The sequence below is a fragment of the Xanthomonas cassavae CFBP 4642 genome, from assembly GCF_000454545.1.
Lineage (GTDB): Bacteria > Pseudomonadota > Gammaproteobacteria > Xanthomonadales > Xanthomonadaceae > Xanthomonas > Xanthomonas cassavae.
Genome location: NZ_CM002139.1, coordinates 1900097 through 1925024, shown reverse-complemented (window position 1 = coordinate 1925024; position 24928 = coordinate 1900097). Strand labels below are relative to the sequence as shown.

20 protein-coding genes, 1 tRNA gene and 1 pseudogene are annotated in these 24928 nt (G+C 64.9%); 7 read left to right on the top strand and 15 right to left on the bottom strand.

Annotated elements, in window-relative coordinates:
• Positions 1-196: 196 nt before the first annotated feature.
• The 11 genes from XCSCFBP4642_RS0108650 to murJ form a co-directional block, all read right to left on the bottom strand.
• Positions 197-2077, bottom strand: coding sequence for a M61 family metallopeptidase (locus XCSCFBP4642_RS0108650; RefSeq protein ID WP_029219433.1), 1881 nt, complete (start codon positions 2075-2077; stop codon positions 197-199).
• Positions 2078-2232: 155 nt separating this feature from the next.
• A complete protein-coding gene (cyoD, locus tag XCSCFBP4642_RS0108645; protein ID WP_029219432.1) occupies positions 2233-2568 on the bottom strand; it encodes a cytochrome o ubiquinol oxidase subunit IV in 336 nt (111 codons plus the stop codon).
• Positions 2568-3200, bottom strand: coding sequence for a cytochrome o ubiquinol oxidase subunit III (cyoC, locus tag XCSCFBP4642_RS0108640; protein WP_029219431.1), 633 nt, complete (start codon positions 3198-3200; stop codon positions 2568-2570). The genes cyoD and cyoC overlap by 1 nt, the downstream gene beginning before the upstream one ends.
• Positions 3197-5197 carry a cytochrome o ubiquinol oxidase subunit I gene (cyoB, locus tag XCSCFBP4642_RS0108635; RefSeq protein ID WP_029219430.1) on the bottom strand — a complete coding sequence of 667 codons (2001 nt, stop codon included), beginning with the start codon at positions 5195-5197 and terminating at the stop codon, positions 3197-3199. Before cyoB ends, cyoC begins: the two co-directional genes overlap by 4 nt.
• The gene (gene cyoA / locus XCSCFBP4642_RS0108630) at positions 5197-6132 is read right to left on the bottom strand and encodes a ubiquinol oxidase subunit II (RefSeq protein ID WP_029219429.1); all 936 of its coding nucleotides are present in this window, start codon (positions 6130-6132) and stop codon (positions 5197-5199) included. Before cyoA ends, cyoB begins: the two co-directional genes overlap by 1 nt.
• A gap of 356 nt (positions 6133-6488) precedes the next feature.
• Positions 6489-6564: transfer RNA gene (locus XCSCFBP4642_RS0108620), tRNA-Thr, on the bottom strand.
• A gap of 86 nt (positions 6565-6650) precedes the next feature.
• Positions 6651-7601 carry a 4-hydroxy-3-methylbut-2-enyl diphosphate reductase gene (ispH, locus tag XCSCFBP4642_RS0108615; protein WP_029219427.1) on the bottom strand — a complete coding sequence of 317 codons (951 nt, stop codon included), beginning with the start codon at positions 7599-7601 and terminating at the stop codon, positions 6651-6653.
• Positions 7602-7730: 129 nt separating this feature from the next.
• Positions 7731-8234 carry a signal peptidase II gene (gene lspA / locus XCSCFBP4642_RS0108610; protein ID WP_029219426.1) on the bottom strand — a complete coding sequence of 168 codons (504 nt, stop codon included), beginning with the start codon at positions 8232-8234 and terminating at the stop codon, positions 7731-7733.
• Positions 8235-8512: 278 nt separating this feature from the next.
• Complete coding sequence (gene ileS, locus XCSCFBP4642_RS0108605) at positions 8513-11344, bottom strand: isoleucine--tRNA ligase (protein ID WP_029219425.1); 2832 nt, start codon at positions 11342-11344, stop codon at positions 8513-8515.
• 6 nt (positions 11345-11350) lie between these two features.
• Positions 11351-12466, bottom strand: coding sequence for a bifunctional riboflavin kinase/FAD synthetase (locus XCSCFBP4642_RS0108600; protein ID WP_029219424.1), 1116 nt, complete (start codon positions 12464-12466; stop codon positions 11351-11353).
• Between the two features lie 290 nt (positions 12467-12756).
• Positions 12757-14349, bottom strand: a complete 1593-nt coding sequence (gene murJ / locus XCSCFBP4642_RS0108590; protein ID WP_029219423.1) for a murein biosynthesis integral membrane protein MurJ — start codon at positions 14347-14349, stop codon at positions 12757-12759.
• A 116-nt stretch (positions 14350-14465) separates the two neighbouring features.
• On the opposite strand from murJ, the gene rpsT reads away from it, so the two are divergent.
• On the top strand, positions 14466-14735 hold the full coding sequence (rpsT, locus tag XCSCFBP4642_RS0108585; RefSeq protein WP_002807888.1) for a 30S ribosomal protein S20: 270 nt from the start codon (positions 14466-14468) through the stop codon (positions 14733-14735).
• A 91-nt stretch (positions 14736-14826) separates the two neighbouring features.
• Here rpsT and obgE read toward each other — a convergent pair whose 3' ends face one another.
• The 3 genes from obgE to rplU all read right to left on the bottom strand — a co-directional run bounded on the left by obgE (position 14827) and on the right by rplU (position 16707).
• Positions 14827-15879, bottom strand: a complete 1053-nt coding sequence (obgE, locus tag XCSCFBP4642_RS0108580; protein WP_029219422.1) for a GTPase ObgE — start codon at positions 15877-15879, stop codon at positions 14827-14829.
• 234 nt (positions 15880-16113) lie between these two features.
• Entirely contained in the window at positions 16114-16374 is a 261-nt protein-coding gene (rpmA, locus tag XCSCFBP4642_RS0108575; protein ID WP_003484326.1) for a 50S ribosomal protein L27, read from the bottom strand.
• Positions 16375-16386: 12 nt separating this feature from the next.
• Positions 16387-16707 carry a 50S ribosomal protein L21 gene (rplU, locus tag XCSCFBP4642_RS0108570; protein ID WP_029219421.1) on the bottom strand — a complete coding sequence of 107 codons (321 nt, stop codon included), beginning with the start codon at positions 16705-16707 and terminating at the stop codon, positions 16387-16389.
• A gap of 291 nt (positions 16708-16998) precedes the next feature.
• Here rplU and uvrA point away from each other — a divergent pair, with 291 nt between their 5' ends.
• Entirely contained in the window at positions 16999-19965 is a 2967-nt protein-coding gene (gene uvrA, locus XCSCFBP4642_RS0108565) for an excinuclease ABC subunit UvrA (RefSeq protein ID WP_029219420.1), read from the top strand.
• Complete coding sequence (locus XCSCFBP4642_RS0108560; RefSeq protein WP_029219419.1) at positions 19965-20369, top strand: acyl-CoA thioesterase; 405 nt, start codon at positions 19965-19967, stop codon at positions 20367-20369. Before uvrA ends, XCSCFBP4642_RS0108560 begins: the two co-directional genes overlap by 1 nt.
• 222 nt (positions 20370-20591) lie before the next feature.
• Here the strand turns inward: XCSCFBP4642_RS0108560 and XCSCFBP4642_RS0108555 are convergent, their stop codons facing one another.
• The gene (locus tag XCSCFBP4642_RS0108555; RefSeq protein WP_425480185.1) at positions 20592-20999 is read right to left on the bottom strand and encodes a copper chaperone PCu(A)C; all 408 of its coding nucleotides are present in this window, start codon (positions 20997-20999) and stop codon (positions 20592-20594) included.
• An 86-nt stretch (positions 21000-21085) separates the two neighbouring features.
• Here XCSCFBP4642_RS0108555 and XCSCFBP4642_RS0108550 point away from each other — a divergent pair, with 86 nt between their 5' ends.
• The 4 genes and pseudogenes from XCSCFBP4642_RS0108550 to XCSCFBP4642_RS24380 all read left to right on the top strand — a co-directional run.
• Complete coding sequence (locus tag XCSCFBP4642_RS0108550) at positions 21086-21856, top strand: enoyl-CoA hydratase/isomerase family protein (RefSeq protein ID WP_029219417.1); 771 nt, start codon at positions 21086-21088, stop codon at positions 21854-21856.
• Between the two features lie 71 nt (positions 21857-21927).
• Positions 21928-22833, top strand: a complete 906-nt coding sequence (tesB, locus tag XCSCFBP4642_RS0108545; protein ID WP_029219416.1) for an acyl-CoA thioesterase II — start codon at positions 21928-21930, stop codon at positions 22831-22833.
• A 227-nt stretch (positions 22834-23060) separates the two neighbouring features.
• Entirely contained in the window at positions 23061-23555 is a 495-nt protein-coding gene (locus XCSCFBP4642_RS0108540) for a putative signal transducing protein (RefSeq protein ID WP_029219415.1), read from the top strand.
• Positions 23556-23654: 99 nt separating this feature from the next.
• Positions 23655-24815 (top strand): annotated as a pseudogene (locus tag XCSCFBP4642_RS24380) (RNA polymerase sigma factor); the annotation flags it as partial.
• Positions 24816-24928: the final 113 nt, after the last annotated feature.

Here is a 24928-nt window from a genome sequence, read left to right as displayed (position 1 = left end):
GCACCCCTCGCAGCGCGAACGCTGCATGTAACAACGGCGGCGTTATCGATGACCGATAGCGAGCAAGGCGCAGCTTCTAGGCAGACCAGTACGGGCAGGCGGCGTGCCAGCGTCGCCTGACCGAATGAATCACCCGTCGGCTCGGCGATGCAAGACCCAACAGCGAGCCAACGGATAAAAACGTGGCACGTCGCGCTCAGCGCGCCTTATACAACTCGCTCAAGCGATCGGGCTTGCCGGCAATACGCTCCAGGTGCGGATACAACAGACCGCCGTGGTAGTCGATGCGCACGGTGTCGTAGCGGTCGCCGCGCTTGACCAGCAGTTCGATCGGGGCCGTCGTGCCCTTGGCCGCCTTGATGGCGTCCTTGATCACTTCACCACTGAACGCGCGGCCGTTGACGGCAACGATCATATTGCCGTTGATCAGGCCGGCATTGAATGCCAGGCTGTCCCACAACACCTCGTTGATTTCGCCGGACCCTTCAAGCGACACACCCAGCGAATAGGTCAGGTTGACGTCGTTTTCGTTGCTCTCGTAGGTGTTGATGGCCAGGTTCGGCTGGTCGGTGTAGACCAGCTTCCAGCCATTGGCCTCGATGCCACCGTTCAACGAGCCATGCCCGTCCATGCGGCTGCGCAACAGGCTGGCCCAGTCGTAGGCGGCCACGCCGTTGAGGGTGGCGACGATGTCGTCGAAGGTGTACGGATTGACGTCCCAGTCGCCATTCTTCATGCCGAAGAAGGCCTTGCCGAAGTCGTCGATCGAGCGCTGGTTGTTGGTCAGCTCGCGCAGCTTGCTGTCCACTTCCAGCCACATCATCTGGCCGCCGGAATAATAGTCTTCCGCCATCTGGTAGCTGCGGTAGGCCTTGGGCCGGCGCATCGACATGGTGGGGTCATTGGTGGTGTCCTGCACCGTGCGCCACGCCATGCCCGGGCGACCGCGCTCATAGGTGGCCGCAACGCCGGCCAGCATGTCGCGCGCCTGGTCCTGCGTCCACAGCCCCGAACGTGCCGCCATCACCTCGCCCCAGAACTGGGTCTGGCCTTCGTACAGCCACAGCAGGCTGTCGCCCATGGGCACATTGAAGTTGGGCGTGGCCAGATCGGCGCCGCGGCGGTATTTGCCGTTCCAGGAGTGGTTGTATTCGTGCGCCAACAGGTCGCGCATGGTCCAGCTCTTGTCCCACTCGGTGAAGTAATTGGTCGGGCCGCTGTTCTCGCTGGAACGGTGATGCTCCAGGCCGATGCCGCCCAGCTTCTTGGTCAGCGCCAGCAGGAATTCGTAATGATCGAAATGCCGCGCGCCGTACAGCTTGTCCATCTGCTGCACCAGCGCCGCATGCGCCTTGATCTGCTCTGGCTTGGCCTCCAGCGCATTGGCCTCGTCGGCAAATACGTTGAGGTAGACCGGCTGCTTGCCGGTGCTCAGCTCGACCCGCTTGTAGTACTTGCCGGCAAACATCGGCGAGTCGACCAGGTCGTCGAAGTCGATCGGTTTGAAGGTGACCGTGTCGCCCACGCGGCGGTCGGTTTCCAGCGCGGTGGCATAGCTCCAGCCAGCCGGCAGGGTGACGCTGGCCTGCGCCTTGATGTTGCGCGCGAAATAACCGGCCGGATAGATCGCCGTGGTGTTCCACTGCAGGTTGAGCATTTCCGGGGTCATCATCACCCGGCCCTGGTTGTCGGCCTGCGGCGAAAGGAACTTGAATTCGGCGGTCAGTTCGCTGGCGCCCTGCGGTACGTCCACGGTGAAGGCATACACATCGAACTGGTCGCGAGCCCATGGCACCACCTTGCCGTCGGCCTTGACCACCAGCCCGGCCAATTTGTCGATCGGCCCGGTCGGCGAATGGTTGCCGGGAATCCACTGCGGGTAGAGCAGCGTCATCGGGCCCGGCTTGGCCGGCATGCTGGTCTTGACCTTGAAGATGCGGTGGGCCAGGTCGGTGGCATCGACGTCGATCTTCAGCGTGCCCTTGAACGGCACGTCCTGCGGCCGCGCGGTTTGCGCCGCGGCGGGCAAGGACAGCGCTGCCAGCAGCGACACGGACAACAAGGTGGGCATCTTCATCGCAACTCCGCAGGTGACCTGGAACAGGCAAGCCCATGATGCTAAGCGCCAACCGGGCGTTACCCGTATGCCATTGGTCATGCCACAGGCCATGGACGGGCAAAAAAAAAGCCGCCGATGACTGGCGGCTTCCTTCGATCCGGCCCGCGGCCGTCTCAATGCATCATGTTGACGTTCATGTTGTGCAGCACCCACAGCGAGCCGACGATCACGATGCCGATGATCAGCAACGAGAACAGGCCCACCTGCACGTTGGAGCGCTGCTCCGGCGAGCGGTCCATGTGCAGGAAGTACACCATGTGCACCAGCATCTGCACGGCAGCCATCAGCGAGATCACGATAACCGTCACGCCCTTGGAGAACGCGCCACTCATCACCATCGCAAACGGGATGACGGTGAGGATCACGGCCATGACGAAGCCGATCAGGTAGGACTTCAAACCGCCGGCATGCGCGTCGGCGGCATTTTCGGTGTGGTGGTGATTGGCCATTACAGCGCTCCCAACAGATAGACGACAGTGAACACACCGATCCAGATGATGTCCAGGAAGTGCCAGAACAGGCTCAGGCACGCCAGACGCGTGCTGTTGCGCGCGGTCAGGCCATGCTTGGAGATCTGGATCACCAGCACCGCCATCCACAACAGGCCCGAGGCCACGTGCAGGCCGTGGGTACCCACCAGGGTGAAGAATGCCGACAGGAACGCGCTGCGTCCCGGGCCAGCACCTTCATGGATCAGGTGGTTGAACTCCCACACTTCCATGCACAGGAAGCCGATACCCAGCAGCGCGGTGACGGCCAGCCAGCCGTACAGGCCGCCCATCTTGCGCTTGTGCGCGGCAATCATCGCAAAGCCGAAGCTCAGGCTGCTGAACAACAGCAGGAAGGTTTCCACCAGCACGAACTTGAGATCGAACAGCTCCTTGGCCGTCGGCCCATCCACCGTGGCGCCGGAAAGCACCGCATAGGTGGCGAACAGGCCGGCGAACAGCAGGCAGTCGCTCATCAGGTAGACCCAGAACCCGAAGACGGTGTTGCCACCGGCGTCGTGATGCGCGTGGTCGTGATCGTGGCCGCCCGCGTGGGCGGGGTGGTCAAGCGTGGTCGAAGAAGCCATGGTCATACCACCTTCGCGGCCTGCGCCGCCTGTTGCTGTTCGAGCAGGGCGAAGCGTGCGTTTTCGATGCGCTCCACTTCGTCGGCCGGCACCCAGTAATCGATGTCGTTATCGAAAGTGCGCGCGATGAAGCTGCCGATCATGCCCACCAGGCCGAGGATGGCCAGCCACCAGATGTGCCAGATCAGACCAAAGCCCAGCAGCACGCTGAAGGCACCCATGTAAACGCCGGCACCGGTGTTGCGCGGCATGTGGATCGGCTCGTACTTGGACGGACGCAGCCAGCCCTTGCCGTTCTGCTTGTCGGCCCAGAACTGATCGCGGTCGTCGATGTGCGGCAGCACGGCGAAGTTGTAGAACGGCGGCGGCGAAGAGGTTGCCCACTCCAGCGTCCGGCCATCCCACGGATCGCCGGTGTAGTCCATATGCTCCTTGCGCTTCCACACGCTGTAACCGATCTGCACCAGGTTCAGGAAGATACCCAGGCCGATGATCGCAGCGCCCACCGCAGCGACGTACAGCCACGGCGCCCACTCGGGATGGTTGTAGGTGTTCATGCGACGGGTCATGCCCATGAAGCCGAGCACGTACAGCGGCATGAAGGCCACGAAGAAGCCGATGATCCAACACCAGAACGATGCCTTGCCGAGCTTTTCGTTAAGCTTGAAGCCGAATGCCTTCGGGAACCAGTAGGTCAGGCCCGCCAGGTAACCGAACACCACGCCGCCAATGATGACGTTATGGAAGTGCGCGATCAGGAACAGGCTGTTGTGCAGCACGAAGTCCACGGCCGGAATCGCCAGCATCACGCCGGTCATGCCGCCGATGGTGAAGGTGATGATGAAGCCGATCGTCCACAGCACCGGCGAGGTCATGTGCACGCGACCGCGGAACATGGTGAACAGCCAGTTGAAGATTTTCACGCCGGTCGGAATCGAGATGATCATCGTCGTGATGCCGAAGAAGGCATTGACGTTGGCACCCGAGCCCATGGTGAAGAAGTGGTGCAACCACACCACGAACGACAGCACGCCGATGCACGAGGTGGCGTAGACCATCGAGGTGTAGCCGAACAGACGCTTGCGGCTATAGGTCGCAATCAACTCGGAGAAGATACCGAACGCCGGCAGGATCAGGATGTAGACCTCCGGGTGACCCCAGATCCAGATCAGGTTGACGTACATCATGGCGTTGCCGCCGCCGTCGTTGGTGAAGAAGTGCGTGCCCAGGTAACGGTCGGCACCCAGCAACGCCAGCGCCACGGTCAGGATCGGGAACGCCGCGATGATCAGGATGTTGGTGATCAGCGCGGTCCAGGTGAAGATCGGCATGCGCATCAGGGTCATGCCCGGCGCGCGCATCCGCATGATCGTCACGAAGAAGTTCACGCCGGTCAGCAAGGTGCCCAATCCGGAGATCTGCAACGCCCAGATGTAGTAATCGACGCCGACCCCCGGACTGTATTCCAGTCCCGACAACGGCGGGTACGCCAGCCAACCGGTCTGCGCGAACTCACCAACGCCCAGCGAGATATTGATCAGCGCCGCACCGGCCACGAACAGCCAGAAGCTCAGCGAGTTCAGGAACGGGAACGCCACGTCGCGCGCGCCGATCTGCAGCGGCACGATCAGGTTCAACAGGCCGGTCATGAACGGCATGGCCATGAAGAAGATCATGATCACGCCGTGCGCGGTGAAGATCTGGTCGTAGTGATGCGGAGGCAACACGCCCTCGCCGCCACCGCCGGCCAGGGCCTGCTGGGTGCGCATCATCGCCGCATCGGCGAAACCGCGCAGCAGCATGACCAGCGCCACGATGATGTACATCACGCCGATGCGCTTGTGATCCACCGAGGTGAACCACTCGTTCCAGAGATAGCCCCACAGCTTGTACTTGGTGATGGCGCCCGCGATCAGCAGGCCTAGCAGGCCGGCGCCACCCAGCGCGACCATGATGATCGGCTCGTGGTACGGAACCGCCTCGATGGTAAGTTTGCCTAACATCACTTGTCTCCAGAAGTGCACATGGCAACCGGCTCAGCGCCCGATGCCTGATGGTCGCCGTGGCCCTTGTTGTGGCCCGGACCATTCATGTATTTGTCGACCAGCGAGCGGAACATGCCGTCCTGCACCGACGAGTAGTAGGTGACCGGGTACTGGTCCTTGTCGTTGCGATTGGCGGCCAGCACCTGGTATTCGGCGGCATTGAGTGCGGTTGGGGAGGCCTTGACCTTGGCCACCCATGCATCGAAGCCGGCCTGATCGACCGCATGCGCCTTGAAGCTCATCTTCGAGAAGCCGTGACCGCTGTAGTTGGTGGACAGGCCGAAGTATTCGCCCGGCTCGTCGGCGACCAGATGCAGCTTGGTTTCCATGCCGGCCATGGCGTAGATCATGGTGCCCAGATGCGGAATGAAGAACGAATTCATCACCGTGTCGGAGGTGATCTTGAAGTTCAGCGGCGTGCGCACCGGGAACGCGATCTCGTTGACCGTGGCGATGTTCTGGTCGGGGTAGATGAACATCCACTTCCAGTCCAGCGACACCGCTTCGATGGTGATTGGCTTGACGTCCGAATCCAGCGGCCGGTACGGGTCCAGCGCATGCGACGAGCGCCAGGTCAGCACCGCCAGCACCAGGATGATCACGCACGGGATCGACCACACCACCACTTCGATCGCGGTGGAGTGCGACCAGTCCGGCTCATAGCGGGCCTTGGTATTGGAGGCGCGATACTTCCACGCGAACGCAATCGTCATCACGATCACCGGGATGACCACGATCAGCATCAGCACCACCGAGGTGATCAGCAGCTGCTTCTCGTCGTGGCCGATCTGGCCTTTCGGATTGAGGATGGCCGAGTTGCAGCCTGCCAGCAGCAGGAAGGGCAACATCAGACCTGGACGCAGTAAACGCCCGAGCTGTTTCAGCGGAATCATCGGTCGATCCAAGTGCGAAGGAACGCCAGCCTCGTTCGTCGTATCGGCAAGGAACATGTCCGACAGAGCCCTTCCCGTTGAAGGCGGGCCCGCGCAGACCGAAGACACGGGTTAGCACGCCAATTTTAGTCTTTGCTGCACCTGCACGAAACCCATCGGCAATGATTTGCCGCAATAAATGCGCACAACATTGTGCGACATGTTGTCGCAGCGCAGCGAACCGCCGCAGCGTGCCCTGATGCCTGCCGACAACGACATGAAAAGCGAGGCAAGCGACTGCATCCACCAGCGTGGACTGCCCACAGGCCAGGCCAAACGCAATTGGGCCGGCCAAAGGCCGACCCAGTGCAAGGTGATGGTGCCGGAAATAGGAATCGAACCTACGACCTACGCATTACGAATGCGCCGCTCTACCAACTGAGCTATTCCGGCGAGCCGCCAATTGTAGGAGCGCGGCCAGCCTGCGGTCAATCGCCGGCATCGGCTGTGCCCGGCCGTCGACCGATGCGTGCCCTGCTTCAGCCGACCAGGCGCAGCCGCAGTTCCTTGGGCAGCGCGAACACCATCGATTCCCGCTCGCCTTCCAGTTCTGAGACGCCCGCCGCGCCGAGCTCGCGCAGCCGCGCCAGCACGCCATCGACCAGCACCTGGGGCGCCGAGGCGCCGGCGGTCAGGCCGATGTGCTGTTTGCCGACGATCCAGGCCGGATCGATCTCGCTGGCGTTGTCGATCAGGTACGACTCCACCCCGTCGCGTCGGGCCAGCTCGCTCAGGCGGTTGGAATTGGAGCTGTTGGGCGAACCCACCACCAGCACCAGATCGCACTGCCGGGCGAGATCGCGCACGGCATCCTGGCGGTTCTGGGTGGCGTAGCAGATATCGTCATGGCGCGGCCCCTGCATCGCCGGGTAACGCGCACGCAGGGCCTCGATGATGCCCATGGTGTCGTCCACCGAGAGCGTGGTCTGGGTGGTATAGGCAAGATTGTCCGGCTGATCGATCTGCAACGTGGCGACCTGCTCGATGTCTTCCACCAGGTGGATCTTGCCCGCGCCGCGTTCGCGGTTCCATTGCCCCATGGTGCCTTCCACTTCCGGATGCCCGGCATGGCCGATCAGCACCACGTCGCGGCCGGCCCGGCAATGCCGCGCCACCTCGAAATGCACCTTGGTCACCAACGGGCAGGTGGCGTCGAACACCTTCAGTCCACGCCGCTCGGCTTCCTGGCGCACGGCCTGCGAGACGCCGTGCGCGCTGAAGATCACCGTGGCCGCATCCGGCACTTCGTCCAATTCCTCGACGAAGATGGCGCCGCGCTCCTTGAGATCGTCGACCACGAAGCGGTTATGCACCACTTCGTGCCGCACATAGATCGGCGCGCCCAGCGTCTCGATCGCACGCTTGACGATCTCGATCGCGCGGTCGACACCGGCGCAGAAACCGCGGGGATTGGCGAGCAGGACATCCATACGCTTGTTCTCTTCGACAGCCCGGCCAGGGTGGACGGACATTTCAGGGGGTGCATCTGCCGAGCACGCGATGCTGTGCGTTCGGCAACAGGCCTTGCGGGACGGTCGCACCACCGCTCGGGACCGGGATTATCTCGCTTTTCGGCTGCGCTTGCCGTCGAGCAGACCGAACACTGCAATCCCGATGGCGCCCCCCACGATCGCCGAATCGGCGATATTGAAGGCCGGCCAGGTATGGCTGCCGATGTACCACTGGATGAAATCGACCACGTGGCCGTGCATCAGGCGGTCGATCACGTTGCCGATCGCCCCGCCGATCACCAGCGCGTACGGCAGCGCGCTGCGCCAGTCCCCGCGCGCGGTACGCGACAGCCAGAACGCCAGCAACCCGCTGATGCCCACCGCCAGCGCGGTGAAGAACCACAGCTGCCAGCCACCGGCATCGCTCAGAAAACTGAAGGCCGCGCCGGTGTTGTAGGTGCGGTACCAGTTCCAAAACCCCTCGATGACCGGCACCGGGGTGTATTCAGGCAGGCTGGACAGCACCCAGGCCTTGCTCCACTGGTCCAGCCCCACCACGGCAACGGACAGCAGCAGCCAGATCAGGGCGGAGGGTTTGGGGCGTTGACTCATAGTGAAAGGTCGCAAGTAGGAGTTGCTTCTCCGGCACGGGAGAAGATGCCTGGGTGGCAATGACACAGAGCACACCGGCAAGGATGGCATGGGCGAGCCACTCGGCCACCCTGCCCTGTGTTCCGGCGTCGTGCGCGCTTCAGCATACGAGCCCCGTGGCGGGCCAGGCGCCAGACCCGTTGCTTGAGGCGGAAGCGCACCGGCACCGCAGTGGCGCATGGGCGGCAACGCGGGCCGCGCGCCGCAACCGCAGCCGCGCGGGCCCGCTCGGCCCTGCATCAGAACCAGCGACGGTCCTCGCCAGGGCCTTCGATGTTGCTGACGCAGCGGCTGCACAGCTCCGGATGCCGCGCATCGCTGCCCACGCTGGCCTGGTGGTGCCAGCAGCGCACGCACTTGGCCTTGGTGGTGGACTGCGCACTGACGAAGATGTCGTCGGTGCTGGCCGCGGTCACGGTGACATCGCCACTGATGAACAGGAAGCGCAGTTCCTGGCTCAGCGGCTGCCAGCGCGCGGCGGTCTGCGCATCGGCGGCCACGGTGATCTCCGCTTCCAGTGCGGCGCCGATCGCGCCATTGGCCCGCATCGGTTCCAGCACCTTGGCCACCTGCTCGCGCAGCGCCAGCAACTTGTCGACATCGGCACTGGTCAACGCCGCATCGGCCGGCAACGGCGCCAGGCCGTCGTACCAGGTCGCGAACAGCACATTGCCGGCATGCTCGCCCGGCAGGTAGGCCCACAGCTCGGCGGCGGTGAAGCTCAATACCGGCGCGATCCAGCGCACGAACGCCTCGGCCACGTGATACATCGCGCTCTGCGCAGAGCGGCGGCCGCGCGAATCCTCGGCCATCGTGTACAGACGGTCCTTGGTGACATCCAGGTACAGCGAGCCCAGGTCCACGCTGCAGAAGTTCAGCAGCGCCTGCACGATCTCGGCGAAGTCGTAGCGCGCGTAGGCGGCCACGATCTTTTCCTGCAGCTCGTGCGCGCGATGCACGATCCAGCGATCCAGCAGCACCATCTCGTCCAGCGCCACCAGATGCTGCCGTGGAGCGAAACCATGCAGGTTGCCGAGCAAAAAGCGCGCCGTGTTGCGCAGACGGCGATACGCATCGGCATTGCGCTTGAGAATCTCCTGCGACAGCGACATCTCGTTGCTGTAGTCGGCTGCAGCGATCCACAGGCGCAAGATGTCCGCGCCCAGCGTCTTCATGATGTCCTGCGGCTCGATGCCGTTCTTTTCGGACTTGGACATCTTGCGGCCGTGCTCGTCCACGGTGAAGCCGTGAGTCAGGCACTGCCTGTACGGCGCGGCCTTGTCCATCGCCACGCCGGTCAGCAGCGAGGACTGGAACCAGCCGCGGTGCTGATCGGAGCCTTCCAGATACAGGTCGGCCGGCTTGGGCAGGCCGCGGTCCACCAGCACCGCCTCGTGGGTCACGCCGGAGTCGAACCACACATCCAGGATGTCGGTGATCTTGTCGTAGTCGGCGGCCTCGTCGCCCAGCAGCTCGGCCGCGTCCAGCGTGTACCAGACATCCACGCCACCCAGCTCCACGCGGTCGGCCACCTGCCGCAGCAACTCGGTGCTGCGCGGATGCGGTTCGCCGGTTTCGCGATGCACGAACAGCGCGATCGGCACGCCCCAGGTGCGCTGGCGCGAGATGGTCCAGTCCGGGCGACCTTCCACCATGCCGGCGATGCGTGCCTGGCCCCATGCCGGGTACCAGGTCACCTGCTCAATGGCCTTGAGCGCATCGGCGCGCAAACCGGCTTTTTCCATCGAGAAAAACCACTGCGGCGTGGCGCGGAAGGCAATCGGCGTCTTGTGGCGCCAGCAATGCGGGTAGCTGTGCTCCATTTTGCTGGCCGCCAGCACCACACCGGCGGGACGCAACGCCTCGATGATGATCTCGTTGGCCTTCCAGATATGCAGCCCGGCCAGCACGGTGTCACCCAGCGGCGGCGTCGACGGCAGGTACACGCCGCGGCCATCCACCGGGTTGATCTGCGCGGCGCCATAGCGCTCCAGCAGGCCGTACTGCTTGGAGACCTGGTAGTCCTCCTGGCCATGGCCAGGCGCGGTGTGCACGGCGCCGGTACCGTCCTCGGCCGACACGTGGTCGCCCAGCAGCAGCGGGATCTCGCGCTCGGCATAGAACGGGTGCGCCAGCAGCATCTGCTCCAGCGCTGCGCCCTTGGCGTGGCCATGCACCACGACGTGATCCACGCCGTAACGGGCCAGCGCCCTGGCAGCGAGCGCTTCGGCGACCACCAGCCAGCGCGGCTGGCCACGATCGGCCGGGCCTTCGACCAGCACGTAGTCCAGCTCCGCGCCCAGGCTCACCGCCAACGAGGCCGGCAGCGTCCACGGGGTGGTGGTCCAGATCGGCACCGCCACACCAACGCCTGCCGGCAGGCTGGCGCCGAATGCGGCAGCAACTGCGCCCGGGTCGCGCGCCGGATAGGCGATATCCACGGTTGGCGACAGCTTGTCGGCGTATTCGATCTCAGCCTCGGCCAGCGCCGAACCGCAGTCGAAGCACCAGTGCACCGGCTTGACGCCGCGGGTGAGGTGGCCGTTGTCGACGATTTTCGCCAGCGCACGGATCTCGTTGGCCTCGAAACGGAAATCCAGCGTCTTGTACGGGTTGTCCCAGTAGCCGATCACCCCCAGGCGCTTGAAGTCGCGGCGCTGCAGATCGATCTGCTCGGTCGCGTATTCGCGGCACTTGTGGCGGAACTGTGCGGCATCGAGCGTGACGCCGACCTTGCCGTACTTCTTTTCGATGGCGATTTCGATCGGCAGGCCGTGGCAGTCCCAGCCAGGGATAAACGGCGCATCGAAGCCAGCCAGATACTTCGACTTGACGATGATGTCCTTGAGGATCTTGTTGACCGCATGGCCGAGGTGGATCTGGCCGTTGGCATACGGCGGGCCATCGTGCAGCACGAACAGCGGGCGCCCGGCCGCGTTGGCGCGCAGCTGCGCATACAGCCCCTCGCGCTCCCAGCGGTCCAGCATCGCCGGCTCGCGCCTGGGCAGGTCGCCGCGCATCGGAAATTCCGTCGCAGGCAGATGAAGAGTGGCTTTGTAGTCTTGGGTCACAGGAATCTACCGTTGCGCTGGATTTTTTACTAAGTCCGCACAGGGATGTGCGGGCTGTTGCGAAGGACTCGCATGGATGTTGTCTGCACCGGGAGCCGCAGCACCTTGCGCGCGACTGCTTTCGGTCTCCACGGACACATCGTGAGCCTGCCGCAGGCCGCCACTACGTCCGGTGCCCACCAGCATTCGCGACGGACTGCCCTGAAGCACCGCGCGCGCCTGCTCGGCATCGCGATGCATCTGCGCGGTCAGCGCCTGAAGGCCATCGAACTTTTCCTCGTCGCGCAGCTTGGCGACGAATTCGACCTCCAGATGCCGGCCGTACAGGTCGCCCTGAAAACCGAACAGGTGCGCCTCCAGCAGCGGCTCCACGCCAGCCACGGTCGGCCGTGTACCGAAGCTGGACACCGATGGCCATGGCTGTGCGGCCACGCCATGCACCCAGGTTGCATAGATGCCCGACAGCGCCGGCGTGCGCGAAAACCGCAGGTTCGCGGTGGGGTACCCCAGGGTGCGCCCCAGCTGCTTGCCGCGCACCACCCGTCCTCCGATGGCGTACGGGCGGCCGAGCAGATCGGCGGCATGCGCAAACTCGCCCGCCACCAACAACTCACGGATGCGTGTGGCGGAAATGCGCTCGCCATGCAGATGCACCGGCGCAATCTCCCCGGCTGCAAATCCGTGCTGTTCGCCCAGGGTGCGCAGCAACGCGATGTCGCCGCCACGGCGATGGCCGAAACGGAACTCCGGGCCGATCCATACCTCACGGGCGCAGAGCCGGCCAACCAGCGCCAGGCGCACGAAGTCCCCGGCACTCATCGCCGACAGGCGGCCATCGAAACGGATCAGGCCCACGCTGTCGGCGCCGAAGCCGAGCAGCCCTTCGATCTTGGCGCGTGCCAGGGTCAGCCGCGGCGGTGGTGCGGCCGTGGCGAAGAACTCGCGCGGCAATGGCTCGAAGCTCAACGCCACTGCCGGCACGCCGAGCGCGCGCGCGCGGTCAACCGCGTGCTGCACCAATGCCCGATGCCCCAGGTGCAGGCCATCGAAAGCGCCGATGCAGACCACGCTTCCGTGCGGGAACAGCGTCCCGCCCTCGACGTCTCTAAACAGCCTGCTCATTCCTCGATCCAAACACATGCCGGCCCGCGGCCGACCCTCGCTGATGCATAACTTGTAAGTATAGCCGTGCCTGTCAACCCGCATGGCCCGCATCGATCACGCAAGCGCTCACCGGCACGACGCCCCGCCAGCCTCGGGCACGCACGCCCGGATAGGCCGCGGCCGGCAACCAACCGCCCGCCGTCACGGTCGGCATGCGCCGCGGCACATACCGCATGCCGGCTTGCCCTGACCGATTCCAGCCCCCGGCAATGCACGCCCGCAACCGCCGCAGAGCCCCACCTCCATGCTCAGCTCTCGCGCAGATCCCGCGGCCGCAAGCCCAGCGCCAGCTGGGCCACCACATAGGTCAGCCCGCCACTGCCGACCAGCACCGCCAGCCAGCCGATCCGCTGCCACTTGTCCATTCCGGTGAACGACGGCAGCCACCACAGCAGGCCCAACAGCACCGCCACCATCGCCGCACACGCCAGCAGCAGACGCGTCGCATAGCCTCCCCAGCCCGGCCGGCGCTGATACACGCCGGCCTTGCCCAGCCAGTACCACAGCAGCCCCAGGTTGAGATAACTCGACAGCGCGCTGGCGATACCCAGCGCCAGATGCAGCCCCGGCTGCTTGCCCAGCGCCTGCGTCACGCCCTGCGCCTTGAGTTCGGGCGGCACCATGAGCTGGTACAGCACTGCCAGGAACGCAAAGTTGAACACCATATTGGCCACCAGCGCCGCCACGCCGGCGCGCACCGGGGTGCGGGTGTCCTGGCGCGCGTAGAAGGCCGGCAGCACCACCTTGAGCATGGCGTAGGCCGGCAGCCCGAAGCTCAGCCCATACACCGACATCGCGGTCATCCGGGTATCGAAGGCAGTGAAGCGACCGTGTTGGAACAGCGTCGCCAGCAGCGGCTCGGCCAGCAGCAGCAAGCCCAGCATGGCCGGCATCGCGATCAGCAGCGTGGTGCGAAAGCCCCAGTCCAGCGCCCCGGAAAACGCATTGCGGTCGGTCTTGACGTGATGGCGCGCCAGCGCCGGCAGGATCACCGTGCCCAGCGCCACGCCAAAGACACCCAGCGGCAGTTCCAGGAACCGGTCGGCCAGCGACAACCACGACTGCGACCCATCGGCCAGCCGCGCAGCGATCACCGTATCCAGCATCAGGTTGATCTGGGCGATCGACGAGCCGAACAGCGTAGGCACCATCAAGGTCAGCACCTTGCGCACATCCGGATGGTTCCAGCCCCAGCGCGGCAGGGTGAGCAGGTCGATGCCCTTCAGCGCCGGCAGCTGGAACAGCAACTGCAACACGCCGGCCACCAGGACGGCCCAGCCCAGCGCCAGGATCGGTACATCCAGCCGCGGTGCCAGCCACAGCGCGCCGCCGATCATGCACAGATTGAGGATCACCGGCGTCAGCGCCGGAACTGCGAACCGGTGAAAACTGTTGAGCGCGCCACCGGCCAATGCGGTGAGCGAAACGAACAGCAGGAACGGGAAGGTCAGCCGCAGCAGGTCGACCAGCAGCCCGTACTTCACCGGATCGGTGGCCGCGCCATCGGAAAACACCGCCGCCAGTTGCGGCGCAAAGATCAGCCCCAGCGCAGTGATCAGCAGCAGCATGCCACCCAGAGTGCCGGACACACGCGCCATCAACTCACGCAAATCGGCATGCGGCCGGGTTTCCTTGACCTCGGTGAACACTGGCACGAAGGCGGTGGCGAACGAGCCTTCGGCGAACAGCCGACGCAGGAAATTGGGGATCCGGAACGCCACCCAGAATGCGTCGGTCACCGCATTGGCGCCGAAGGTGGTGGAAATCGCCAGGTCGCGTACCAGGCCCAGCACCCGCGACACCATGGTCATACTGCTGAACGAGAGCAGGCCTCTCAACATGCCGGGCTTGCTCACTCTGCATCCCTCTTGACAACTGACTTGACGTACATAATTGGGTCCATCATACTTTCGCGCTTGCTTTTTCCACCATACCGATTTTTCAGGAACCCACCACCGTGGCCAATATCAAGTCCGCCAAGAAGCGCGCCAAGCAGACCGTTGTGCGCAATGAGCGCAACACCGGCCAGCGCTCGATGCTGCGCACCGCCGTCAAGAAGGTGATCAAGGCCCTTGACGCAAACGATGCTGCAGGCGCCGAAGCCGCTTTTGCCGTCGCTCAGCCCATCCTCGACCGTTTCAGCGCCCGCGGCCTGATTCACAAGAACAAGGCTGCGCGTCACAAGAGCCGTCTGACCGCACGCATCAAGGCCATCAAGGCCGCGTAAGCGATCAGTTGGCACATTGCCGGGAGCCTGGCTTCCGGCAATACAGAAAAACCCGGCCTTGGCCGGGTTTTTTGTGTGCGCGTGTGTGCACTCAGCCTGCATTGCGTGCCTCGAGCTCGCCCTCGCGTTGGCGATCGAAGAACGCCATCACGTCCTTCATGATCGGGAAGGTGCCATCGCGCCCCAGCGCCGAGACCAGGTACCAGGGCGCCGTCCAGCCCAGCTCGGCCACAATGGCCTCGGCAGCGGCACGCGCCTCGTCCTCGAACATCAGGTCGGCCTTGTTGAGCACCAGCCAGCGCGGCTTCTTCAGCAACTCCGGATCATGCCGTTCAAGCTCGCGCTCGAGGGTGCGCACCTGGTCGGCCGGCGACACACCGTCCACGCCACCATCCATCGGAGCCATATCCACCAGATGCAGCAGCAGGCGGGTGCGCTGCAGATGGCGCAGGAACTGCGTGCCCAGCCCGGCGCCATCGGCGGCGCCCTCAATCAGGCCCGGCACGTCGGCAATCACGAAGCTGCGGTAGGCCTCGACGCTGACCACGCCCAGATTGGGATACAGCGTGGTGAAAGGGTAATCGGCCACCTTCGGCGTGGCCGACGACACTGCGCGAATCAAGGTGCTTTTGCCGGCGTTCGGAAAGCCCAGCAGGCCCACGTCCGCAAGCAGCTTGAGCTCCAGCTTGAGCAGCCGCTCCTCGCCCTCTTCGCCGGTGGTGGACTGGCGCGGCGCGCGGTTGACCGAGCTCTTGAAATGCATATTGCCCAGACCGCCCTTGCCGCCCTTGGCCACCAGCAAGCGATCGCCGTGCTGGATCAGGTCGCCGATCACTTCGTCGGTCTGCACATTGATCACCACGGTGCCGACCGGCACCACGATGACGCGATCCTCGCCACCCTTGCCATAGGCCTGGCGACCCATGCCGTTCTCGCCGCGCTGCGCCTTGAAGGTGCGCTCATGGCGGAAGTCGACCAGGGTGTTCACGTTCTCGTCGGCCACGATCCACACGCTGCCACCAGCCCCGCCATCGCCGCCATCGGGCCCACCCAGTGGAATGAACTTCTCGCGGCGAAAGCCGACACAGCCATTGCCGCCATTACCGGCGGTGACCAGGATTTCCGCTTCGTCGACTAACTTCATGAGATTTGGGATTCGTAATTTGGGATTGGCAACACCACCGCAGGACACCGTTTGGCGGCCTCGGAGACAGCAGGAAGCGACGATGTCGGAACCTATTGAAATCCGCCGTTGCGAATCCCCAATCCCGCATACCGAATCCCGGCTCTCAAACGCAAAACCCCGCAAAAGCGGGGCTTTCCGTCTCGTCCGCATGGCCTTGCAGCGCATGCGAACTGGCCTGCATGGAGCGGGCGATTACGCCTCGGCAACCACGCTGACGGTACGACGCTTCTTCGGGCCCTTGGTGGAGAACTCCACCTTGCCGTCGACCAGCGCGAACAGCGTGTGGTCGCGACCCAGGCCGACGCCGGCGCCCGGATGGAACTGGGTGCCGCGCTGACGCACGATGATGTTGCCGGCATCGATGGCCTGGCCACCGAAGATCTTCACGCCCAGGTACTTCGGGTTGGAATCGCGACCGTTGCGCGAGGAACCTACGCCCTTTTTATGTGCCATGACTGGTTCTCCTTACTTCTTGTCGCCACCGGCAATGCCGGTGATCTCGATTTCGGTGTAGTGCTGACGGTGTCCCTGACGCTTCATGTGGTGCTTGCGGCGACGGAACTTGATGATGCGCACCTTGTCGGCGCGGCCATGGGCCACAACCTTGGCGGTGACCGAGGCGCCCTTCAGCACATCGCCCAGCTTGATGCCATCGCTATCGCCCAGCATCAGGATGGTGTCGAACTTGATCTCGTTGCCTGCTTCGACTTCGAGCTTTTCCACGCGGAGCGTTTCGCCCTGCGCGACGCGGTATTGCTTACCGCCGGTTACCAGAACTGCGTACATGACCAGGTGTTCCTCTGTAGTTATTATGGTCGCCTGACTTGCCCATGGGGCAGACAGGAGCGGGATTTTACTGGCTCGGCGGGATTCGGGTCAACCCGCACGTCACCGGGTCTGGGCATGCCCGAATCGGGCCGTGGAACGCATCATCCGGCCGCCACAACAGCCGCTGCAGACTGGCATTTGGGGCAATTGCCCTCACCTAGGTCGGCGGGTAGGCTGATCGACTGCCACTCATTCCTGCTGAGCACGCTCGCACCACCGCCGGTTCGCCGGCCCGACATCGGATCCCCCATGGCGATGGATTTCATCCGCATCCGCGGCGCGCGGACGCACAACCTCAAGAACATCGACCTCGACCTGCCTCGCGACAAACTGATCGTGATCACCGGCCTGTCCGGCTCGGGCAAGTCGTCGCTGGCGTTCGACACCATTTATGCGGAAGGCCAGCGCCGCTACGTCGAGTCGCTGTCGGCGTATGCGCGCCAGTTCCTCAGCGTGATGGAAAAGCCGGACCTGGACCATATCGAAGGCCTGTCCCCGGCCATCTCGATCGAACAGAAATCCACCTCGCACAACCCGCGCTCCACCGTGGGCACGATCACCGAGATCTACGACTACCTGCGCCTGCTCTATGCACGCGTGGGCCAGCCGCGTTGCCCGGACCATGGCTTCCCGCTGGAGGCGCAGACCGTCAGCCAGATGGTCGACCACATGCTCACCCAGGACCAGGAGCAGCGCTACATGCTGCTGGCCCCGGTGATCCGCGACCGCAAGGGCGAGCATGCGCAGGTGTTCGAACAACTGCGTGCGCAGGGCTTCGTGCGCGTGCGCGTGGACGGCGAGCTGTATGAAATCGATGCGGTGCCGCCGCTGGCACTGCGCCAGAAGCACACCATCGAAGCGGTGATCGACCGCTTCCGTCCGCGCGAAGACATCAAGCAGCGGCTGGCGGAAAGTTTCGAAACCGCGCTCAAGCTGGGCGAAGGCATGGTGGCGGTGCAGTCGCTGGACGACCCGGCCGCAGCCCCACATCTGTTCTCGTCCAAGTACAGCTGCCCGGTGTGCGATTACTCGCTGCCGGAGCTGGAACCGCGGCTGTTTTCGTTCAACGCACCGGTGGGCGCCTGCCCGAGTTGCGATGGCCTGGGCGTTGCCGAATTCTTCGACCCGGACCGGGTGGTGGTGCATCCGGAGCTGTCGTTGTCGGCCGGCGCAGTGCGCGGCTGGGACCGGCGCAATGCCTACTACTTCCAGCTGATCGCCTCGTTGGCCAAGCACTACAAGTTCGATGTGGATGCGGTATGGAACAGCTTGCCGGCCAAGGTGCGCCAGGCAGTGCTGTTCGGCAGCGGCGATGAAGTCATCAGCTTCACCTACTTCACCGATGCGGGCGGGCGCACCACGCGCAAGCACCGCTTCGAAGGCATCCTGCCGAACCTGGAACGCCGCTACCGCGAAACCGAATCGCCGGCCGTGCGCGAGGAGCTGACCAAGTACGTCAGCCAGCAACCCTGCCCGGCCTGCAACGGCACGCGCCTGAATCGTGCCGCACGCAATGTGTTCGTGGCCGATCGCCCACTGCCGGAACTGGTGGTACTGCCGGTCAATGAAGCGCTGCGCTTTTTCCGCGGCTTGTCGCTGCCGGGCTGGCGCGGCGAGATTGCGGCCAAGATCGTCAAGGAGATCGGCGAGCGGCTGGGCTTCCTGGTCGACGTGGGTCTGGATTATCTCACCCTGGAACGCAAGGCCGACACCTTGTCCGGCGGTGAGGCGCAGCGCATTCGCCTGGCCAGCCAGATCGGCGCCGGCCTGGTCGGGGTGATGTACGTGCTGGACGAGCCGTCGATCGGCCTGCACCAGCGCGACAACGAGCGCCTGCTCGGCACGCTGACGCGGCTGCGCGACCTGGGTAACACCGTGATCGTGGTCGAGCACGACGAAGATGCGATCCGGCTGGCCGACCACGTGCTGGACATCGGCCCCGGTGCCGGCGTGCATGGCGGCGAAATCTGCGCGCAAGGCGCACTGGACGACATCCTGAAATCGCCACGCTCGTTGACCGGCCAATACCTGTCGGGCAAGCGCCGTATCGAGATTCCCAAGCAGCGCCACAAGCCCAACCCGAAGATGATGCTGCATCTGCGCGGGGCGACCGGCAACAACCTCAAGAACGTCGACCTGGATATTCCGGCCGGGCTGCTGACCTGCATCACCGGCGTGTCTGGTTCGGGCAAGTCGACATTGATCAACGATACCTTGTTCACGCTGGCGGCCAACGAGATCAACGGCGCCTCGCACACGGTGGCAGCGCATCGCGACGTCGAAAATCTGGATCTGTTCGACAAGGTGGTGGATATCGATCAGTCGCCGATCGGCCGCACGCCTCGCTCCAACCCGGCCACCTACACCGGCATGTTCACGCCGCTACGCGAGCTGTTCGCACAGGTGCCCGAAGCGCGCGCGCGCGGGTACTCGCCCGGGCGTTTCAGCTTCAACGTGCGTGGCGGCCGCTGCGAGGCCTGCCAGGGCGACGGCATGATCAAGGTGGAGATGCATTTCCTGCCCGACGTCTACGTGCCTTGCGATGTCTGCCATGGCAAGCGCTATAACCGCGAAACGCTGGAGATCCGCTACAAGGGGTTCAACATCAGCGACGTGCTGCAGATGACTGTGGAAGATGCGCTGCGCCTGTTCGAGCCGGTGCCGTCGATCGCGCGCAAGCTGGAAACGCTGGTCGATGTGGGCCTGAGCTACATCAAGCTGGGCCAGAGCGCGACCACGCTCTCCGGCGGTGAAGCGCAGCGCGTCAAGCTGTCCAAGGAACTGTCGCGTCGCGATACCGGGCGCACCCTGTACATCCTGGACGAGCCGACCACCGGCCTGCATTTCCACGATATCGAAGCCTTGCTCGGCGTGCTGCACAAGCTGCGCGACGAGGGCAACACGGTGGTGGTGATCGAACACAATCTGGATGTGATCAAGACCGCCGACTGGATCGTGGACCTGGGCCCGGAAGGTGGTCACCGTGGCGGCACCATCCTGGTGTGCGGCACCCCGGAAGAGGTGGCCGCCGAACCGACGTCCTACACCGGGCAGTTCCTGGCCAAGATGCTGCCGTCGGTGAAGGCGCGCGAGACGCGCCCTGCCGCGACGGCCAACAAGCCCGACGCGCGCCCGCCGCGCAAGGTCAAACCGGAGAAGGTGGCCAAGGCCGCCAAATCCGCCACCAAGAAGACTGCGAAGAAGAAGGCAAGCTGATGAGCGAACACAAGGTTCTGGCACGCATCCCGATCAGTGTGCGCTGGCGCGACATGGACAGCATGGGCCACGTCAACAACGCCAAGTACATTTCCTACCTGGAAGAGGCGCGCGTGCGCTGGATGCTGGGCGTGCAAGGCGTGGCGATGACCGACCGCATCGCCCCGGTGGTGGCCGCCACCAACGTCAACTACAAGCAACCGCTGATCTGGCCAAACGACATCACCGTGGAGCTGTTCGTCGAACGCCTGGGCACCAGCAGCGTGACCATCGGCCACCGCATCTTCGACCAGAAGGACCACAGCAAGCTGTATTCGGACGGCAACGTGGTGGTGGTGTGGATCGATACGCAGACCGGCAAGAGCGCTGCGCTCCCGGACGCGGTACGGATTGCCAGCAGCTGAGCGAACGCGGCGCGGCCAACCTGCTGGATCGTGACAACGACGGCGGCTCTCCCGGGAGCCGCCGTTTTTTATGCCTTCAGTGGCGTTGCCATCGGCAATGCACGTCGCGCCATGCCCAGCCGCATCGTCTTGGGTCGCCCGTCCATTGCAGTGCTGGCCAAGCGCGCAGACACCGCGATCACCCACTGCACGCGGACGGCACGCAGCGCCGACGCTGCGACCTTACGATCCCGGTACGCGCGTGCGGGCCTGAAGCGTAGCCTTGATCTGGCGACCATCCTGCAAGGTGAACGTCACCGGCACCTGTGCGCCTTCCTGCAATGGCGCGCGGGCCTCCATCAGCATCAGGTGCAGGCCACCCGGCGCCAATGGCACCGCCCCACCGGCCGGCAACGCCAGCTCGGGCACCGCGCGCATGCGGCTGACGCCATTGCTTTGCGTGGTTTCGTGCAGGGACACATCGGCAAACGCACTGCTGCTGACCGCGGCGACCTTCAGCGGCTGCGCGCAGCCGTTGTGGAACTGCCCGAAGCCGGCCGCCATCCCCATGCCACCGGGCGGCGGAATGCGGATCCAGCCCCGGTTGAACTCCGGCAGACACTGCGCGGCGACGCCTGCACTGCCCACCATTACCACCGCACCGAGCAGCACGCGCGCACGCAGCTGCCACCTGCTTCGACTGCCGTCTATCATGACCCGACCTCCAGGAGCCCCGAATGAGCATCCAGATCTTAGACCATGGCCGAGTTCGCGAAATCCGTCTGGCGCGCCCGCCGGTCAACGCGCTGGACAGTGCCCTGTGCCAGGCCCTGAGCGCAGCGGTGCAACAGGCCGGCGACGCCGCCGACGGCATTGTGCTGTCGGGCAGCGAGCGGATCTTCTCCGGTGGCATGGATGTGCCGCAGCTGCTGACGCACGGTACCGACCGCGCTGCGTTGCTGGCCAGCTGGACCGCATTCTTCGAGGCTGCGCAGGCGCTTGCCAACAGCCGGATTCCGGTGGTCGCGGCGATCGGCGGGCATGCGCCGGCCGGCGGCTGCGTGCTGGCGCTTTGCTGCGATTACCGCGTGATGGCACGCAGCGCCGATACCGCCAAGCCGTACACGATCGGCTTGAACGAAGTGCAGGTCGGCCTGGCCGCACCGGAAGGCATCCAGCGGCTGTTGCGCCGCGTGGTCGGCGCGCACCGCGCCGAGCGCCTGCTGATCGCCGGGCAGCTATTGCCAGCCGAACAGGCGGTGCAGATCAGCCTGGTGGATGAGTTGGTCGATGGCGAGCTGGTCACCGCGCGCGCAGTGGCCTGGCTGCACGAACTGCAGCAGCTGCCGCGTCAACCGATGCTGGCCACGCGTGCGGTGGCACGCGCAGACCTGCGCGCGGCCCTGGCCCCGGAACTGATCCAGCTGGAGCGCTTTGTCGATGGCTGGTACGCGCCCGACGCCCAGGCTGCACTGCAGGGCCTGGTGGCACGCCTGCAGAAGGCCTGAGCCGGCCGCGGCACGGTGCCCCTCGGGCGGCCCGGTATAATCGCCATCCTCCGCACGCCCAGGCCAGCCTCTTGTCCGCCAATGCCGAACCCGTGGTCTCCGAACTGATCAGCCTGCTGTCGCTGGAGCGCCTGGAAGACAACCTGTTCCGCGGCCAGAGCCGCGATATCGGCACCAAGTACGTGTTCGGCGGCCAGGTATTGGGTCAGGCGCTGTCGGCGGCGCAGGCCACGGTCGAAAACGGCCGCCAGGCGCATTCGCTGCATGCCTATTTCCTGCGTGCCGGCAATATCGATCACCCCATCGTCTACGACGTCGATCGCACCCGTGATGGCGGCAGTTTCTCGGTACGGCGCGTCACTGCGATCCAGCACGGCAAGGTGATCTTCTTCTGCGCGGCCTCGTTCCAGGAGCGCGAAGACGGCGCCGAACATCAATCGGCAATGCCGGTGGTGCCGCCGCCGGAAGACATCGAACCGGCCGCCCCACTGGCACCGGAGGTGTTGGCGAGCCTGCCGGCCAAGGTGCAACGCTGGCTCTCGCGCGGCGGGCCGTTCGAGTTCCGTCATGTGTTTCCGCGCGACGAACTCAAGCCGCCCAAGCGGCCACCATTCCAGCAGATGTGGCTGCGCCTGACCGACCCCATCGGCCATGACGTCGGCCTGCACCAGGCACTGCTGGCCTATGCCTCGGACTTCCAGTTACTGGGCACCTCGACGTTTCCGCACGGCATCAGTTATTACACGCCGAACGTGCAGATGGCCTCGCTGGATCACGCGCTGTGGTTCCATCGCCCGTTCCGCACCGACGACTGGCTGCTGTACTCGCTGGACAGCCCCACCGCGCAAGGCTCACGCGGACTGGCGCGCGGGCAGTTCTTCACCCGCGACGGCGTATTGGTCGCCAGCACCACCCAGGAAGGCTTGATCCGTGTGGTACCCGACGGCAGCGCGAGCGCGGTGCCGGCCAAGGAATAGAGCGCAACGGCGTGGCCATGGTGCGCCGGTCGATCGCCCCAGTGCACTGCGGCCCCTGGTTGAACGCGCCGCAGCACATTCCCTCGCACGCTGCAGAGGCCGCAAACTGGCATGCTCCCGTGCCGTGCGATGTGGCCACCGGACTGCAGCAACCGCATCCCGATATTTCATCTTGAACCGGCGCCTCAACGGCGCCATCTGTTCCGGACCTAACGGCGTTTTCCACCATGCGCAAGATCTTCAGCAGTCAACGTATCGAAACCGCCGAGGGCGTGGCCAATCTGCTGCGCGATGCAGGGATCGAGATCCGCATCAGCAATGGCCGCTCCTATCAGAGCAAGCGCGGCGGCCAGTTCAGCTATCTGGAGCAAAGCAGCGCGCAGGCACAGCCCACCGTGTGGATCGTGCATGCCAACGACCAGCCGCGTGCGCGCGATCTGCTGCGCGACGCGCGCCTGCTCGACACCACCCGCCGCGACCTGCCGAACGTGGAGTACACCTTCCGCGACGGCGAGAACGGCTCCAGTGCCAGCGCGCGCAGCTGGGCCTGGCGGATCCGCCTGGTCCTGTTGCTGGTAATCGGCGCGGTGGCCATGGTGGTGGTGATGCGTCATCGCAGTGCGCCCATGCCAGCGGCACCCGCTGCATCGCAGCCCTCGCCGGATGCAACGCCGCCGGCAGAAGACGACGCGGTGCGCGTGCGGATCCAGCCGGCGCGCTGAGCCAGGCCAGGGAGGCTATCCACAGCCGTTGTACCGAAACGGCTCGCCTGGAACGCGGTTGCACGGCAAAGGCGCCAGGCCTCGAACCGTCGCCTCGCCATGGCTGTCGAGGCGCAGAGCCTGCTCCGGGTTATCGCATCGACCTGTCACGCCGCATCCGGCTGTCAGCAGGCATACGGACGGATCGTGATGGCCTGCCAGAACACGGTCGCCGCCAGCGCACTGGCCATCACGCGCGATATCGCCGCCAGCGAAGACATCGCGCAGGAAGCCTTCCTGCGCGCCTGGCAGCGTCTGGCGCAGCTGCATCAGCCCGCCAGCTTCCTGCCGTGGCTACGCCAGATCACCCGCAATCTGGCGCGAAACTGGTTGCGCGCCAACCGCCACCGCGCGCTCAGCGGCGAAGCCGCCGAGCTGGCGATCGCCATGGCCGCCGATCCGGCACCCTCGCCCACCGACCATCTGTTGCAGGCCGGGGAAGAGATCGCCGCATTCGACATCACTCCGCGCTACCGGAAGAAAGTCGCGAGACGCTGCTGTTGTATTACCGCGAAGGCCAGAGCTCGCAACAGATTGCGTCGCTGCTGGGCCTGAGCGACGCGGCGGTGCGCAAGCAACTCGCTGCGCAGATTCGGCGACTTCGTGCGCAGCAGTGCGCCCAGCGTTGCGTCTGCCACGGCGGTGACCTCGGTGACGATGCTTGCGGCTCCGGGCACCGCAAGCGCGGCGATCGTGCTCGGCGGCCTCGCTGGCGCAGGCAGGTTGGGTGCCGGTGGATTGACCGGCTCGGCGCTCGGCGGAGGTGGGGCCGCTGGCGCGCTCAGCCTCTGGCTCGACATGCCGGCGCTGTTCGCCGCCGGTGCCGTGCTGGTTGCCGGATTCGGCACGTACTGGTCCTGCTGGTATCTGTTGCGCTTTACGCAGAACGCCGCTGAGGCAGCCTCGGTTCGTCGCGTCATGCACATCACCACACTGACCTCGGTGCTGGTGGTCGGCAGCACGCTCCTGCTGAAACAGCTGGATGCCGGCGCGTGGGCATCGCTGCTGATGCTCTGCGCCGGTATGGCGGTGCTCGGCCACCAGTCCATCCGGGTGCTACCGCGCGTCATGCGCCCTATGCTGGAACGCGATGCGCGCAGACGCGGCGCCACGCAGGCACCGCTGTTGTACCGCTGCATGTCCAGTCCGGGCGCAGTGCTGGCAAGCGTGGCAGCGGTCATGTTGCCCATCGTGCGTCACTCCATGCACCTGGGAATGCTTCAAGGCCGGCGTGACGTCACTGCTGCACCATCAATGACAGCCCCTTGCGAGCAACAAAAACGGCCCCCTGCTTGCGCAGGAGGCCGTGGGTCGATCGGCGCCTTGTTACGTGT

What these genes read in the sequence shown, in the direction of transcription:
- XCSCFBP4642_RS0108650 (WP_029219433.1), bottom strand. Translation starts at nt 2,077, where the DNA reads ATGAAGATGCCCACCTTGTTGTCCGTGTCGCTGCTGGCAGCGCTGTCC.
- cyoD (WP_029219432.1), bottom strand. Translation starts at nt 2,568, where the DNA reads ATGGCCAATCACCACCACACCGAAAATGCCGCCGACGCGCATGCCGGC.
- cyoC (WP_029219431.1), bottom strand. Translation starts at nt 3,200, where the DNA reads ATGACCATGGCTTCTTCGACCACGCTTGACCACCCCGCCCACGCGGGC.
- cyoB (WP_029219430.1), bottom strand. Translation starts at nt 5,197, where the DNA reads ATGTTAGGCAAACTTACCATCGAGGCGGTTCCGTACCACGAGCCGATC.
- cyoA (WP_029219429.1), bottom strand. Translation starts at nt 6,132, where the DNA reads ATGATTCCGCTGAAACAGCTCGGGCGTTTACTGCGTCCAGGTCTGATG.
- ispH (WP_029219427.1), bottom strand. Translation starts at nt 7,601, where the DNA reads ATGGATGTCCTGCTCGCCAATCCCCGCGGTTTCTGCGCCGGTGTCGAC.
- lspA (WP_029219426.1), bottom strand. Translation starts at nt 8,234, where the DNA reads ATGAGTCAACGCCCCAAACCCTCCGCCCTGATCTGGCTGCTGCTGTCC.
- XCSCFBP4642_RS0108600 (WP_029219424.1), bottom strand. Translation starts at nt 12,466, where the DNA reads ATGAGCAGGCTGTTTAGAGACGTCGAGGGCGGGACGCTGTTCCCGCAC.
- murJ (WP_029219423.1), bottom strand. Translation starts at nt 14,349, where the DNA reads ATGTTGAGAGGCCTGCTCTCGTTCAGCAGTATGACCATGGTGTCGCGG.
- obgE (WP_029219422.1), bottom strand. Translation starts at nt 15,879, where the DNA reads ATGAAGTTAGTCGACGAAGCGGAAATCCTGGTCACCGCCGGTAATGGC.
- rpmA (WP_003484326.1), bottom strand. Translation starts at nt 16,374, where the DNA reads ATGGCACATAAAAAGGGCGTAGGTTCCTCGCGCAACGGTCGCGATTCC.
- rplU (WP_029219421.1), bottom strand. Translation starts at nt 16,707, where the DNA reads ATGTACGCAGTTCTGGTAACCGGCGGTAAGCAATACCGCGTCGCGCAG.
- uvrA (WP_029219420.1), top strand. Translation starts at nt 16,999, where the DNA reads ATGGCGATGGATTTCATCCGCATCCGCGGCGCGCGGACGCACAACCTC.
- XCSCFBP4642_RS0108560 (WP_029219419.1), top strand. Translation starts at nt 19,965, where the DNA reads ATGAGCGAACACAAGGTTCTGGCACGCATCCCGATCAGTGTGCGCTGG.
- XCSCFBP4642_RS0108555 (WP_425480185.1), bottom strand. Translation starts at nt 20,999, where the DNA reads ATGGTGGGCAGTGCAGGCGTCGCCGCGCAGTGTCTGCCGGAGTTCAAC.
- XCSCFBP4642_RS0108550 (WP_029219417.1), top strand. Translation starts at nt 21,086, where the DNA reads ATGAGCATCCAGATCTTAGACCATGGCCGAGTTCGCGAAATCCGTCTG.
- XCSCFBP4642_RS0108540 (WP_029219415.1), top strand. Translation starts at nt 23,061, where the DNA reads ATGCGCAAGATCTTCAGCAGTCAACGTATCGAAACCGCCGAGGGCGTG.